Here is a 12,584-nt window from a genome sequence, read left to right as displayed (position 1 = left end):
CCAGAGCGAGACACGCTCCCCACCGATCCCGGGACGGAGCAATTACATCACATGTGCCCCATGCACAGAGGAGGAACGATGAACGCTGTAAAACGTATCAGGCTCCTCGCCATGGCGGGCCTGACCCTGGCGGCTGCACTCTGCCTCGGTACAGGAACGCCGGCGAATGCCGCCGACCAGGCCACGCCGACACTCGCCGTAAGCGACTGTGTCAAATGTCACAAGCAGGAACCCGCTGATATCGCCAGCGCCGGTTCAGGCCACAAGAAGATCACCTGCTTCGATTGCCACGCCAGCCACCGTCCGTCATCAAAGAACAACATCCCCCAGTGTAGCCAGTGCCACACCGGCAAGAAGCACTATGAGCTGACCGGCTGCCTCGGCTGCCACAAGAATCCGCACACCCCGCTGAACATCACCCTTTCCGGGAACATCTCCGATCCGTGCCTGACCTGCCACACCCAGCAGATGGCACAGCTCAAGCAGTTCCCGAGCAAGCACTCCAAGCTCTTCTGCTCCACCTGCCACAACGTTCACGGCAAGATTCCGCAGTGCACCCAGTGCCACAAGCCGCACTCCTCCGAGCAGACCGCGGCCGACTGCAAGAAGTGCCACAAGGCCCACCAGCCGAAGAACGTCGTCTACGGCAAGGAAGTCCCCAACAAGGATTGCGGAGCCTGCCACAAGAAGGCCTTCGATCTCCTGGCCGCCAGCCAGGCCAAGCACAAGGCGCTTGCCTGCGTTTACTGCCACCAGGAGAAGCACAAGATGGTCCCGGCCTGCCAGAGCTGCCACGGCGTGCCGCACCCGGCCTCCATGATGGCCAAGTTCCCGAAATGCGGCGAGTGCCATAACATCGCCCACGACCTGAACCGCTGGAACGCCCCCTCCAAGGCCGAGCCGAAGAAGGAAGGCAAGAAGAAGAAGTAAGCCGTCCTGATGCACCATCAGACAAAGGGGTCCGCACAATCGTGCGGGCCCCTTTGTTTTTTCCCGAAAAGACGTAAAGTTGCCGGCGCCATCCGCCGCGCCCGGCACTCATCTGCGGCACCCCCCTCCCATCGCGGCACGCCGTCCTGCCCACTATAACATATCGAAATTATTTAACTTAGCCACTTGCGTCCAAAAGTTCCGACGCTATACTTCTTGGCACAAATAATCCAAAAGATCCTTCGACTGCCAGCAGGCTCGCGGATGGGCCGGCCGTGCCCCGCAAGGGTGGGGGACAGAAACCTCCAGGGAACGGTCTTCGAACGGGAGTTCACCCCCCTCCTGAAGGAGCTGGCAGGCAAGGGGGTCGGCAAGACGGCAGCGGGGAGCTACTCTCTTTTCCTCATCTGGCACGAGGCCCTGAAGCTCAAGCTGAAGGCCGACTGGATCGAGCCGGCCCATTTCCGTGACATCCTCGAAGAAGTCATCGTTGCCCGGAGCGGAAAGCAACTGGTACCGGGAATCCGGGAGCCGGCCCACTTCCGCAGGCTCGCCGAGCTCCTCGACCGCGAGGATGCCCTGAGGCTCGTGGCCGAGCTGACGGAGGTCCTTAAGAAGTACGGCCTGTGACAGGATCCGGAGCAACACCGTCTCCTGCCACGAGGCGTGGACCCCGCCGGGAGCGGTCTGCATCCACCACGGCTGATAACGGGCGACACGCCACCCGCCGCGCTTACAGGAGGTTGTCATGAATCTCACCAAATATGTTCTTACCGTCGCAACGATTGCACTCTCCGCATTCTGTGGTGTGGCTGTGAGCCTGGCGCAACAGGCCGAAAAGGCAAACGTGCTCACCGTCGCGCACGGGGCCGAGATTCGCTTCGCGTCCCCGTGGAAGCTGTCGGCGGTGCAGTACTCCAATGCACAGGAGCTCGTGGTCATGGGAACGGCTCCACTCAAGGCTGTTGAAAAGAAGATTGAAGGGATTACCGAATATCCGGTGGCGCGGCTTCTCATCACCGAGGCCCGCAGCGACCATGGGGACGCGCTGAAGCGGCTCGAATCCATTGCCGAGTCCCGGGACGTACCGGCGGAGTTCGTCGAAGTCGGCGGCTGGCCCGCCGTTGAGGTGACGTTCACCGAGAAATTGCCCCGGCGTGGCGCACCGGGAGAGGACGAGGAAGAGGCATCGGCCCCCGAGGTGACGGTCCAGCGTACGGTCACGGCAATCGCCCAGGGCGACAAGGTGGTGATCTTCGACAGCTCCGTCCTCCAAGAAGCGCCGCAGGACCTGATGAAGGGCGCGAAGGAGATCACCCGAAGCGTCCGCTTCGCCCGGAGAGGGGAGCCCGCCGAAATCCGGAAGGCCCTTGAGTCGCTGCAGAGCACGGAAAAGAAACGTCAGTTGCTGTTCAAAAAGCCGGAGAGCTCGGCACCGGAACCGGGCGCTGCCGCGGCCTCGGCGGTCGCGGCGGCGGTCGGCGCGCCCGTGCAGGTCCAGACCGGCGTGGGGGAACTGGAAATCGCCGCCAGCGCCGATGCCTCCACGGTAGTCATCGCGAGCAACAGCGGCCTCTCGTTTTCGACCAACCGCGGCACGAGCTTTGCCGCGGGTACGACCGGCGTCTTCGGCCTGAATGACCCGTCTCTGGCCCGAGGCGCCAGCAGCAACTACTATCTGGGGGTCATCGCCATTCCCACCGGCACACCGGCGCAGCTCAACGTCTCCGGCTGCACCAATGCGGTGAGCCGTTCCACCAACAACGGCGCCGCTTTCACGCTGCAGGGGTACAGCGCCACCTGTCCCACTACCGGCGCCGGGGTCTGCTTCCCGGACCAGGAGCATATCGCCGGCGATGGCCGAAACGCGGCGGCCGGGGGCGATATGCTCTACGCGGTGTAGCGCAACTTCACCCCCAGCGGTGCCGTGGCGAGTTGCAGCGGCATCGGCAGCGGTTTCGTCACGGCTTCGATCACCTGTTCGCAGAACAACGGCACCACCTGGACCGCCCGGGCGGCGATCCCCGGCGCCGGGGACTTCCCCCGCGTCTCCGTGGGACGGGATGGCTCCGTGTATGTGGTCACCCTGAGCGGCAACTCGGTCCTGTTGAACCGCTTCTCCTCCTGCGCCACCGGCCTGACCCCGGCCACCGGTTTTCCGGTGACCGTGGCAACCTTGAGCGGCGGGGTCGCCTGCCCTGTGGCCGGACTCGACCGCTGCAATGACGGCAATACCCTGAGCAGCCCCATGGTGGCGCCCGACCCCGGCAATGCCAACCACCTGATCGTCACCTTCGCGGAGAACAACGGGGGTACCAGCGAGCGGATCGTGGCCATGGAATCGACCAACAGCGGCGCATCGTTTCCCACCCGGAGGAACGTGAGTGCCGGCGCGTCCGTGCGCCGCTTCATGCCGTGGTCCTGCACCACGCGGGGCAGTGCCTGGGTCGGCTGGTATGACCGCGGCGCCGCCACCGGAGCGAACAACGATCTTACGGACTATTTCCTCGGCTCCACCTCGGGGACGCTCTGGAACCTCACTGCTAATCCCGATCCCCAGTGTGCCTCCGGCTGGCCCTGCGCGCCCCGCAGCACCAACGACTCCGAGGCCTGCAGCGCCCAGCCCCAACTGGCCGGGGTGTGCCGCAACGCTGCCGGAGGGGGGAGTGGAACCCGGTGCGACTTCAGCAATGGCGGCTGCCCGCCGGGCGAGACCTGCCGCACCGGCGGCGGCTGCCCCAAATACGGCGATTACAACGGCATCGCCTGTGCCGGCGACTTCGTGGTCGCTGCCTGGGCGTCAGCCACGGCCCCCGCCGGACTCCCCGCGGCAGCGGGAATCGGGGTCTATTCCTCGACAGCGTTTGTCGCCCGGGACGGAGCAGCCATTTGGCGCTATACCGGAACCCCCTGCAGCGGCGATTCCTGCCCCGGCTGGCAGATGCTCGACAACAACCCCAGGACCGCCGCCATCGCCGCCGGCGGGAGCCAGCTCGTCCAACTCCACAATGACGGGCGCATCTGGCGCTACACCGGCACCCCGTGCAGCGGCACCAGCTGCCCCGGCTGGCAGTTGCTCGACAACAACATCAGGACACAGGAGATCGCCGTATCGGGCAGCCACATCTACCAACGGCACAATAACGGCCAGCTGTGGCGGTATACCGGCCCGGCCTGTACCGGCACCAGCTGCCCGGGCTGGCGCCTGCTCGATGACAACCCGAAAACCAGGCACATTGCCGTTGGCGGCTTCAACTAAAGGGAATAACAACGATTCAAATGAAGAAAATCGACATAGCCCCCCTCAGGCGGGCAAGGGAGGGAGAGAGTTACGAGTGACCTCGACTACAATGGGCACACCAGGGAGCCAAGCGGCTGCTCTACTCCTCAAGGATCTGGCGGCGGAGCGGGAGGATTTCCGGATCGTGTTCCAGTAGGCTCTGCCGTCCGAATCCATCCACCACTGCGACGGAATAGACCCTGCACAGACGAGAAAAGGCGGCCCCGTGCGGAGCCGCCTTTTCTCGTCTGCGTATTTAATTGCCTGTGCAGTCTCTTATTCGGCTTTGGTGACGATCACCTTGAGCGTCGCGGCCACTTCGGGGTGGATCTTGACGCTGGCGGCAAACTCGCCAACATGCTTGATCGGTTCGGCGAGCACGATCTTTTTCCGCTCGACCTCAACGCCTTGGGCCTTCAGGAGTTCCGCAAGCTCCATATTGGTAACGGCACCAAACAGCTTGCCTTCCTCGCCGGCCTGATGGGCAATGGTAAGCGTGATCGCTTCAATCTTGGCTACCAGAGCCCTTGCCTGCTCCAGAACCTTGTTGCGCTTGTACTCCAGCTGCCGCTTGGCATGCTCGAGGGCCTTGGCATTCTTCTCGGTCGCCTCGATGGCAAATCCGCGCGGGACCAGGTAGTTGCGGGCATATCCCGGTGCCACTTTCACGATGTCGCCGATGTGACCGAGGTTGTCGAGGTTTTCCTTGAGAATCACTTTCATTGTTTTCTCCTCCCAGCCTGATGAGTTACAGGTTTTTTGGTTTCCGTGGCCGGCGGAAATCCGCCCAGAGATCGAACAATCCGAGCAGAGCGACCGCAATGACCAGGTACGCCTGCATGACGAGCATGGCGTAGAAAAGATACCGGAACAGCGCCGGTACGGAATACGTTGCGAAATAATGTTTGGCGATGGCCAACCCCTGCATGAAGTAGAGGAATCCGGCAACCGTCAGTATGTTCAGGGCCGCGGTGGTCACGACACTGTTGTCGACCAACAGTGAAAAACCGGCGACAATGGCAGCCCAGACCAGATAATCGGGGTTGCGAAAACTGCTGAAAGGGGCGAACCGGACCGACTCCGGCAGACGCCCCGCGAAACGCCGGAGCAGCAGAACATTGATCCCGGCCACAATTGACTGGCAGATCAGGAGGAGCGCCGGATAGAGCTGGGAGAGCATCTCCCCTCCCTGCTCCAGCGTTTCCCGAAACGGCTTCAGCTCATCTCCCTTGATCCCCTTCTTTTCATAGAGGGCAAGGGATTGGGCGATGCTGCCGCGAATCGCCGCAACAACCTTTCCGTGCAGGTCGATCCCGCTTGCCACGGCATACAGCGCCGCAAGGGCGGCAGTAACACCAAGAACAACCAGTACCGCCGTCGCTATTGACCGGCTGGCGCTGTAGCCCCGCGTGATGCCCCAGGCCAGAACCAGCGCCAGGAGGGCTGCCTGAACGACATAGAGCACGGACGCCAGCGGGCCTCCCACCAGCGTCACGAGCGCCGCTGCCAGCAACGCCACGCCGGCTCCAGTCCCCATGCCCCGTTTGAGGCCAATGTAGAGCACGGGAAACGGGGTTACAACAGCAGCAGCAAGACCGAAGACCGGAAGGCTCAGGAAGGCGGCGTAGAGGATGGCTGAAACGACACCCCCCTTGAGGATGTCAAGGAGGGTGCCCTTCGTGTCGCTGCTCATCGACCGACGGTCACCTACGCCATGACGTGGGCGGAAGCGATCGGAATCAGGGCAATGTTGCGCGCCCGCTTGATCGCCTCGGTGATCTCCCGCTGATGCTTCGAGCAGTTGCCCGAGATCCGGCGGGGGATGATTTTGCCCCGCTCGGTAATGAACGAGCGGAGGACCCGGGGGTCCTTGTAGTCGATGGTGATGTTCTTGTCCGCACAGAAGCGGCATACCTTCCGGCGCTGAAACGGCCGCCGCTTGCGCGGACCGTTGCTTCTCTGCTGAGGACGTTCACTTCTTTCGGGTCTTTCAGTTCTCTCTTCGCTCATCTATCGTAGTCCTCCGATCATCTTATTCGCTGGCGGGAACGGCTTCAGCAGCCGGAGCCTCTTCTGCGACAACGGCCTTCGGGGCGGGAGCGGCGGGCTCTTTCTCGAGCTTGACGCTCTGGTACCGCAGAACCTTGTCGTCGAGGCGCAGCCGGCGCTCAAGCTCGGCGATGAGGGCTGCATCCGCGTCGAAGCGGACATAGTAGTAGCGGCCCCGCTGGCTCTTCTTCAGCGGGTAGGCAAGCTTGCGCACCCCCCAGTCCTCCAGCCGGTGGAGATCGCCTTTCATTGTGGCGATGATGTCCGTTACCTTGGCGGAGAACCCTTTGAGCTCTTCGTCGCCGAGGTCTGGCTGGACGATGATGATCGTCTCGTACTTCCTTACCATTGTGTGATCCTCCTCACGGTTTAGTAGCTCCGGTCCGACCCGGAGCAAGGAGCTGCGGCTGAGTGCCGCCCGGAAAAGCTGAAATTTTACAATAAAATTTCAGCAGACTCAACAGATTTTACTATCAGAACGTAGGGTGGCGCTAGACATTGAAGCGGAAGTGCATGACGTCGCCGTCCTGCACGACATACTCCTTGCCTTCGAGACGCATGAGCCCCTTCTCTTTGGCTCCGGCCTCGCCACCCGCGGCGATGAAATCGCGGTAGGCGATGACCTCGGCACGAATGAACCCTTTCTCGAAGTCGGAATGGATCACGCCGGCAGCCTGAGGAGCCTTGGTCCCAAGAGGGATGGTCCAGGCGCGGACCTCTTTCTTACCGGCAGTAAAGTAGGTGATAAGCCCGAGGAGCTCATACCCCATCCGGATCAGACGGTCGAGCCCCGACTCCGCCAACCCCATATCGGCCAGAAATGCCTTCTTCTCGTCGCCGTCAAGCTCGGCAATCTCCGCCTCGATCCTGCCACAGATGACGACCACCCGCGCCCCTTCCGAGGCGGCAAGCTCCTTCACCTTGGCCACAAAGGGGTGCGCCCCCTCAAGATCGTCCTCGGCGACGTTCGCCACGTACAGCACCGGCTTATCGGTCAGCAGGTGCAGATCGCGGAGGAGGGGGCGCTCTTCGTCGCTCACCTCGAGGTGACGCACCGGCTTCCCCTGCTCCAGGGCCGTTTTGACGCGGCCGTAGAATTCGCATTCCTGCTTGATTTTCTTGTCGCCGCTCTTGGCCTGCTTTTCGACCCGCTGGTACTTCTTGTCGACGCTGTCGAGGTCCGCGAGCGCCAACTCGGTCTGGATGATATCGATATCGCGGAGGGGATCCACGCTGCCGCTCACGTGAACCACGTTCTCATCGTCAAAGCAGCGAACCACATGAACGATGGCATCCACCGACCGGATATGGCCGAGGAACTGGTTGCCGAGACCTTCCCCCTGACTCGCCCCCTTGACGAGGCCGGCAATATCGACAAACTCGATGGTTGTCGGAAGAATCCGCTCGGGGTGCACAATCTCCGCCAACCGGTCGAGCCGCTCATCGGGCACCTGCACGATTCCCACGTTCGGATCGATGGTGCAGAAGGGATAATTGGCCGATTCCGCACCGGCCGAGGTCAGCGCGTTGAAGATGGTTGATTTCCCCACATTGGGAAGTCCGACAATACCGCAATTGAATCCCATGGTTACTCTTCTTTCGTCGTGATAGTCGGACGGTTCAGCCCTGTTGCGCGGAAAGGAACTCGCGATTGTTGTAAAGGCTCATGGTCTTGGGAAGTCCGCATTCAAGGAGAGACTTCATCAGCCCCGTTACACCGTCGAGAAGCAGGGAAAGATCCGCCATTTCCTCGCGGGAAAAATTCTGGAGCACGTAGTCGGCCACCGCCCCGTGGGCCGGCCGGCCAATCCCCACCCGCACCCTCATGAAGCCGGCACCGCCAAGCTCCTGAACCAGGGAGCGCAGGCCATTGTGCCCGGCGTGGCCGCCACCTTCCTTGAGCTTGACCCGGCCAAAGGGAATGTCGAGGTCATCATGAACGACGATAAGATCCGCGAGGGAAAGCTTGTGGAAACGGAGGGCCTCGGCAACGGAGCGACCGGAAAGATTCATGAAGGTCTGCGGCTTGAGGAAGAGGAGCCGCTCACCCTGCCAGCTCCCCTCCCCATAGAGACCTGAAAAACTCTTCTTGGTGACCGAAACGCCCACGGAGTGCGAAAGTCGGTCCAAAACCATGAAACCCGCGTTATGGCGGGTCCATTGGTATTTCGGGCCAGGATTCCCCAGCCCGACAATAAGTCTTGCAGCCATTGTCTGAACTCGGACGAAGGTCTACCCTTCGGCGGAGGCCGGCGCTTCTTCCTTCGCCCTGCCGAGAATGCTGACAACGGAGGCCTTGGGATCGTCCAGGACCTTGACGCCGGCCGGAAGGGCAATCTCTCCGACGTGAATGGCGTGCCCGAGAGCAAGATCCGTCACGTCGACATCGATGCGCTCGGGGATGGCGGTCGGCAGACACTCCACATCGAGGGCATGCATGACCACGTCGAGCAGGCCACCTTCACGGACACCGGCTGCCGTCCCGACGATAGCGACCGGCACATGCACCCGAACCTTGTCGGTAAGGGAAACCTTGTGCAGGTCGACATGGGTCAGCCCCAGGCGCAGCGACGGTCTTTGAACGTCAGCGACCATGGCCGTAACCCCGTTGAGGCTTTCGCCACCCTGAAGCGTGAAGAGCACGTTGCAGCCACCTTCACCGGCAATGGCCTCCAGCATCTCCTTCTCGTCAAGGGAGATGGCTACCGGCTCAATCCCCTTGCCATACACGACCCCGGGAACGCGCCCCTGGGCACGAAGCTTCCGGGCAACACCTTTGCCCGCCTTCTCACGTACCTCTATGCTAATCGTTTTCTGTTCCATGGTTCATCCTCCAGTAAAAAATCTTTGCAACTACGGGCAAATCCGTCCAGCTAGACAAAAAGCGAACTGACCGACTCGTCCACATGAATGCGGCGGATCGCCTCGGCCAGCAGTTCCGCCACCGTAAGGACCTTGACCTTCGAGGTCCGCTCGGCCTTCTCCCCCAGGGGAACCGTATCGGTAATCACCACCGCCTCGATATCGGAGTCGTTGATCCGGTCGATCGCCGGCCCCGAAAGGACGCCGTGAGTGGCACAGGCATAAATCGTCCGGGCGCCGTGTTCCTTCAGCGCGCGGGCAGCCTGTGTGAGCGTCCCCGCCGTATCGATCATGTCATCGAGGATGATTGCGGTCTTATCCTTGACGTCGCCGATCAGGTGCATGACCTCTGCCACATTGGGACCGGTGCGGCGCTTGTCGATAACCGCAAGCGTGCAGCCGAGACGCTTGGCAAAAGCGCGGGCACGCTCGGTGCCGCCGGCATCGGGGGACACCATGACGATCCCGTTGTCAGGGAAACGCTGCTTGAGGTTTTCCAGGATCACCGGTGCGGCATACAGGTTATCGACGGGGATATTGAAAAAGCCCTGGATCTGCCCCGCGTGAAGGTCAACCGTCACAACCCGGTCGGCGCCGGCGGTGGTGACCAGATCGGCAACCAACTTCGAGGTAATCGGCGTACGGGGCGCAACCTTGCGATCCTGGCGAGCGTAGCCGTAGTAGGGAATAACGGCCGTAATGGTGGCTGCCGACGCACGCTTGAGGGCGTCCATCATGATGAGCAGCTCCATGAGGTTGTTATTGGTCGGGGCACAGGTGGATTGAACCACATAGGTGTCGCGCCCGCGGACGTTCTCGCCGATCTCGACCATGACTTCGCCGTCGGAGAAGGTCTTGACATTGGCTTTCCCGAGAGGGAGGCCAAGGTTGGCACAGATCTTTTCCGCCAATGACGGGTTGGAATTGCCGCTGAAGATTTTTATTTTGTCGTCCATGGCTGCCTTACCGCAATAAGTATATTTGCCTCCGGGAGACCGGAGCCTGATGGATAGTCAACTTGATTGGCTGGGGCGCAAGGATTCGAACCGTGGGATGCCGGAATCAAAATCCGGTGCCTTGCCGCTTGGCTACACCCAGTGTGACACGTGCCGCAGCCGCCTCGCTAGAGAGTTCTTACCGCCGCCGCGAACCAACCCCGCTTGCGCATCGCATCAACGGCGCTCCGGGCACCCCGCTCGTCATCAAAAAGCCCGAACACCGTCGGGCCACTTCCCGACATCAGAGCCCCCTGGGCCCCGCGCTTCAGAAGCTCGCCCTTGATCTCCCCGATCACGGGATGACGGGGGATGGTAACCGTCTCAAGATCATTGGCCAGCACCGAACACAAATCGGAAACATTTTCAAAGAAGCGTGGAATTTTAGCCTCACCCTTCCCGCTTGTCAATTGCAAATTTTGGTACACCCAGGCCGTGGAGACATGGACATTGGGATTGACCACGGCAAGCCAGACCGCCGGAACACCGTCAAGAGGGGTCAGCACCTCGCCGATGCCTTCAGCAAGTGCGGTTTTTTTGAAGATGAAAAACGGGACATCGGCACCAAGCTTAACCCCGATTTCCATCAAGCGCTCATCCGAGAAGCCCAAACCCAGAAGCTCGTTCACCCCCATGAGCACCGTCGCCCCGTCGCTGCTTCCGCCGCCGAGTCCCGCCGCCACCGGGATGTTCTTGGTTATGGCAATATCGAGTCCAGCCGTTTTCCCGGCAGCCTCAAGGAGGGCATCGGCCGCGCGCCATGCGATGTTGCCCGGCCCGTCGGGAATCCCTTCGCGACCACAGGAGACCCTGATTCCCGGCGCGTCGGCCACGGTTATCGTGATCTCGTCACACAGGTCGATCCGCTGCATGATCATGCGCAGATCGTGGTAGCCGTCAGGACGGCGGCGCAGGACGTCGAGCCGGTAGTTGACCTTGGCCGGAGCCTTGAGCGTAAGGCTGTTCATGGCACGAAACCTCTCGGGGACTGATTTATGCGAAAGGGGTGACATCTTAATCCAATCGCTCGATAAATCAAGGAAGAAATTCCGCCCCCCCAGGGAGAACGGTCGGCGGCATCTCCCCGCTGGACCGGGACAGGACACAAAAAAAGCCGCATCCGGAGATGCGGCTTCTGATGCCTGAATCAGGCTGATTACTTCGCGGCCGGAGCAGCAGGAGCCTCGGCAGGCTTGGCTTCTTCCTTCTTCTCGGCCTTCTTGGCCTTCTTGTGCTTCTTGTGCTTCTTCACCGGCTTCTTCTCTTCTTTCTTCACTTCGCCAGCGGCCGGAGCAGCGGCGGGAGCAGCTTCCTTGGCAGGCTCAGCAGCGCAAACGATGCCGGCGAAAGAGATGGCGACGAGGGCAGCAACAACGGACGAAAGGACTTTTTTCATTTCGGGATCCTCCCCATTTGGTGTGTGATGCAACGCATCTGTCATCAACCTTAGCAGAGAGCGTGCCAGAATCATCGGAAGCCGCACGCCGCGGCGCGGCGGCATATTTATCGAAAATCCGACGACATCCTCCCCCTTTCGCTACCTCAATGGGGCAACCGGTCACCCTATTTGCGGCATACGCTTCACTCGCATCACTCCAGCGGCAAATCCGAGAGCCTCACAAACCGGAATCCCCGGGCGCAGAGAGTAGGGATAGCCGCCATCACCCCTGCAGCAGTCCCCGACTCGGGGTGGTTCATATGCAAAATGGCGACGTCCCCGGGACGGACTTTCAGAAGCGCAGCCCGCACCTGGTCGGCACCGTAGGTGGCACCGGCATCCCCCAGGACTGAAAAGCCCGCCACCTGTTGACCGAGGGCGGCAGCAACCTCCACCGCCACCTCGTCGTAATAGGCAGTCCCGGAGCGATAAAACACCGGCCGTCGTCCCGTAATCTCCCCGATGCGCCGCGCGTTCTTCTCGATCTCGTCCACCAGTTCGCCCACATCCCGGGTGCCGGCGATGCCGTAGGCCTTTCTCCCCCCGACGGATGCGGGGCGGTGCCGGTCGCCATGATTGGCGATCTCGAAGAGCGGGTTGGTCGCCAGGCGCATGAAGAGGCCGGGATTGGCCTCGATCCAAAGGCCGCTCACGAAAAGGGTGGCCGGAATCCGCTCCCGCTCCAGAAAGCCGATCAGAGCGGCATCGAACCCCTTCCCCCGCGGGCTTCCGCAGGCATCGAACGTGAGCGCCACAACCTTCTCGCCGGTTTTCACCCTGGTCCGGACACCCCGAACCGCCTCCCCCCACTCCTGTGGCCTCCGCGCACCGAACTGCGTCACGATTCGCCCGCGCAGGCGGCTGTATTCCTCCCCCTGAACCTGGCGGAGGGGCTCAACTCCGGTGCTTTCGGCTGCAGCAACGCCCCATCCGGCATTAAGCGCCAGCAGCAAGGCGACTGCGGCAACAAAAACACATTTTCGCTTCATGGCTTTAACCTCCTCTGAGGGCTCCAATCCTAACGCCATCG

Annotated in this window: 15 protein-coding genes and 1 tRNA gene; 4 read left to right on the top strand and 12 right to left on the bottom strand. The window is 61.6% G+C overall.

Annotated elements, in window-relative coordinates:
* Window positions 1-78: 78 nt before the first annotated feature.
* The 4 genes from GPICK_RS03980 to GPICK_RS03965 all read left to right on the top strand — a co-directional run bounded on the left by GPICK_RS03980 (window position 79) and on the right by GPICK_RS03965 (window position 4,189).
* Window positions 79-930 (top strand): cytochrome c, encoded by an 852-nt coding sequence (locus GPICK_RS03980; RefSeq protein WP_039740705.1) that lies wholly within the window; start codon window positions 79-81, stop codon window positions 928-930.
* 288 nt (window positions 931-1,218) lie between these two features.
* A complete protein-coding gene (locus GPICK_RS03975) occupies window positions 1,219-1,560 on the top strand; it encodes a hypothetical protein (RefSeq protein ID WP_039740704.1) in 342 nt (113 codons plus the stop codon).
* A gap of 118 nt (window positions 1,561-1,678) precedes the next feature.
* On the top strand, window positions 1,679-2,833 hold the full coding sequence (locus GPICK_RS03970; protein ID WP_039740701.1) for a hypothetical protein: 1,155 nt from the start codon (window positions 1,679-1,681) through the stop codon (window positions 2,831-2,833).
* 24 nt (window positions 2,834-2,857) lie between these two features.
* Window positions 2,858-4,189 (top strand): hypothetical protein, encoded by a 1,332-nt coding sequence (locus tag GPICK_RS03965; protein ID WP_039740699.1) that lies wholly within the window; start codon window positions 2,858-2,860, stop codon window positions 4,187-4,189.
* Window positions 4,190-4,486: 297 nt separating this feature from the next.
* On the opposite strand, the gene rplI is transcribed toward GPICK_RS03965, so the two are convergent.
* The 12 genes from rplI to GPICK_RS03905 form a co-directional block, all read right to left on the bottom strand.
* Window positions 4,487-4,933, bottom strand: a complete 447-nt coding sequence (gene rplI / locus GPICK_RS03960) for a 50S ribosomal protein L9 (RefSeq protein ID WP_039740697.1) — start codon at window positions 4,931-4,933, stop codon at window positions 4,487-4,489.
* A gap of 25 nt (window positions 4,934-4,958) precedes the next feature.
* On the bottom strand, window positions 4,959-5,903 hold the full coding sequence (locus GPICK_RS03955) for a YybS family protein (RefSeq protein WP_039740694.1): 945 nt from the start codon (window positions 5,901-5,903) through the stop codon (window positions 4,959-4,961).
* A gap of 14 nt (window positions 5,904-5,917) precedes the next feature.
* The gene (rpsR, locus tag GPICK_RS03950) at window positions 5,918-6,220 is read right to left on the bottom strand and encodes a 30S ribosomal protein S18 (RefSeq protein ID WP_039740691.1); all 303 of its coding nucleotides are present in this window, start codon (window positions 6,218-6,220) and stop codon (window positions 5,918-5,920) included.
* A gap of 22 nt (window positions 6,221-6,242) precedes the next feature.
* Window positions 6,243-6,608, bottom strand: coding sequence for a 30S ribosomal protein S6 (rpsF, locus tag GPICK_RS03945; protein WP_039740689.1), 366 nt, complete (start codon window positions 6,606-6,608; stop codon window positions 6,243-6,245).
* A 142-nt stretch (window positions 6,609-6,750) separates the two neighbouring features.
* Entirely contained in the window at window positions 6,751-7,845 is a 1,095-nt protein-coding gene (gene ychF / locus GPICK_RS03940) for a redox-regulated ATPase YchF (RefSeq protein ID WP_039740687.1), read from the bottom strand.
* Window positions 7,846-7,879: 34 nt separating this feature from the next.
* A complete protein-coding gene (gene pth / locus GPICK_RS03935; RefSeq protein WP_039740685.1) occupies window positions 7,880-8,470 on the bottom strand; it encodes an aminoacyl-tRNA hydrolase in 591 nt (196 codons plus the stop codon).
* 21 nt (window positions 8,471-8,491) lie between these two features.
* Window positions 8,492-9,082: a 50S ribosomal protein L25 gene (locus GPICK_RS03930; RefSeq protein WP_039740682.1), complete on the bottom strand. Its 591-nt coding sequence runs from the start codon at window positions 9,080-9,082 to the stop codon at window positions 8,492-8,494.
* 50 nt (window positions 9,083-9,132) lie between these two features.
* Window positions 9,133-10,077 (bottom strand): ribose-phosphate pyrophosphokinase, encoded by a 945-nt coding sequence (locus GPICK_RS03925; RefSeq protein ID WP_039740679.1) that lies wholly within the window; start codon window positions 10,075-10,077, stop codon window positions 9,133-9,135.
* A 67-nt stretch (window positions 10,078-10,144) separates the two neighbouring features.
* Window positions 10,145-10,219 (bottom strand) — tRNA-Gln (locus GPICK_RS03920).
* 25 nt (window positions 10,220-10,244) lie between these two features.
* Entirely contained in the window at window positions 10,245-11,084 is an 840-nt protein-coding gene (ispE, locus tag GPICK_RS03915; protein ID WP_039740678.1) for a 4-(cytidine 5'-diphospho)-2-C-methyl-D-erythritol kinase, read from the bottom strand.
* 188 nt (window positions 11,085-11,272) lie between these two features.
* A complete protein-coding gene (locus GPICK_RS03910; RefSeq protein WP_039740676.1) occupies window positions 11,273-11,512 on the bottom strand; it encodes a hypothetical protein in 240 nt (79 codons plus the stop codon).
* Window positions 11,513-11,706: 194 nt separating this feature from the next.
* Window positions 11,707-12,543 carry a polysaccharide deacetylase family protein gene (locus GPICK_RS03905; RefSeq protein WP_039740674.1) on the bottom strand — a complete coding sequence of 279 codons (837 nt, stop codon included), beginning with the start codon at window positions 12,541-12,543 and terminating at the stop codon, window positions 11,707-11,709.
* Between the last annotated feature and the right edge of the window lie 41 nt (window positions 12,544-12,584).

This window comes from Geobacter pickeringii (genome assembly GCF_000817955.1).
GTDB lineage: Bacteria > Desulfobacterota > Desulfuromonadia > Geobacterales > Geobacteraceae > Geobacter > Geobacter pickeringii.
Note: the sequence above shows the minus strand (reverse complement) of the source record. Positions and strands in the feature narration are given on the sequence as shown.

Bases quoted from the DNA above. Each gene is read 5' to 3' on its own strand.
- GPICK_RS03980 (WP_039740705.1), top strand. From the start codon at position 79: ATGAACGCTGTAAAACGTATCAGGCTCCTCGCCATGGCGGGCCTGACC.
- GPICK_RS03970 (WP_039740701.1), top strand. From the start codon at position 1,679: ATGAATCTCACCAAATATGTTCTTACCGTCGCAACGATTGCACTCTCC.
- rplI (WP_039740697.1), bottom strand. From the start codon at position 4,933: ATGAAAGTGATTCTCAAGGAAAACCTCGACAACCTCGGTCACATCGGC.
- GPICK_RS03955 (WP_039740694.1), bottom strand. From the start codon at position 5,903: ATGAGCAGCGACACGAAGGGCACCCTCCTTGACATCCTCAAGGGGGGT.
- rpsR (WP_039740691.1), bottom strand. From the start codon at position 6,220: ATGAGCGAAGAGAGAACTGAAAGACCCGAAAGAAGTGAACGTCCTCAG.
- rpsF (WP_039740689.1), bottom strand. From the start codon at position 6,608: ATGGTAAGGAAGTACGAGACGATCATCATCGTCCAGCCAGACCTCGGC.
- ychF (WP_039740687.1), bottom strand. From the start codon at position 7,845: ATGGGATTCAATTGCGGTATTGTCGGACTTCCCAATGTGGGGAAATCA.
- pth (WP_039740685.1), bottom strand. From the start codon at position 8,470: ATGGCTGCAAGACTTATTGTCGGGCTGGGGAATCCTGGCCCGAAATAC.
- GPICK_RS03930 (WP_039740682.1), bottom strand. From the start codon at position 9,082: ATGGAACAGAAAACGATTAGCATAGAGGTACGTGAGAAGGCGGGCAAA.
- GPICK_RS03925 (WP_039740679.1), bottom strand. From the start codon at position 10,077: ATGGACGACAAAATAAAAATCTTCAGCGGCAATTCCAACCCGTCATTG.
- ispE (WP_039740678.1), bottom strand. From the start codon at position 11,084: ATGAACAGCCTTACGCTCAAGGCTCCGGCCAAGGTCAACTACCGGCTC.
- GPICK_RS03910 (WP_039740676.1), bottom strand. From the start codon at position 11,512: ATGAAAAAAGTCCTTTCGTCCGTTGTTGCTGCCCTCGTCGCCATCTCT.
- GPICK_RS03905 (WP_039740674.1), bottom strand. From the start codon at position 12,543: ATGAAGCGAAAATGTGTTTTTGTTGCCGCAGTCGCCTTGCTGCTGGCG.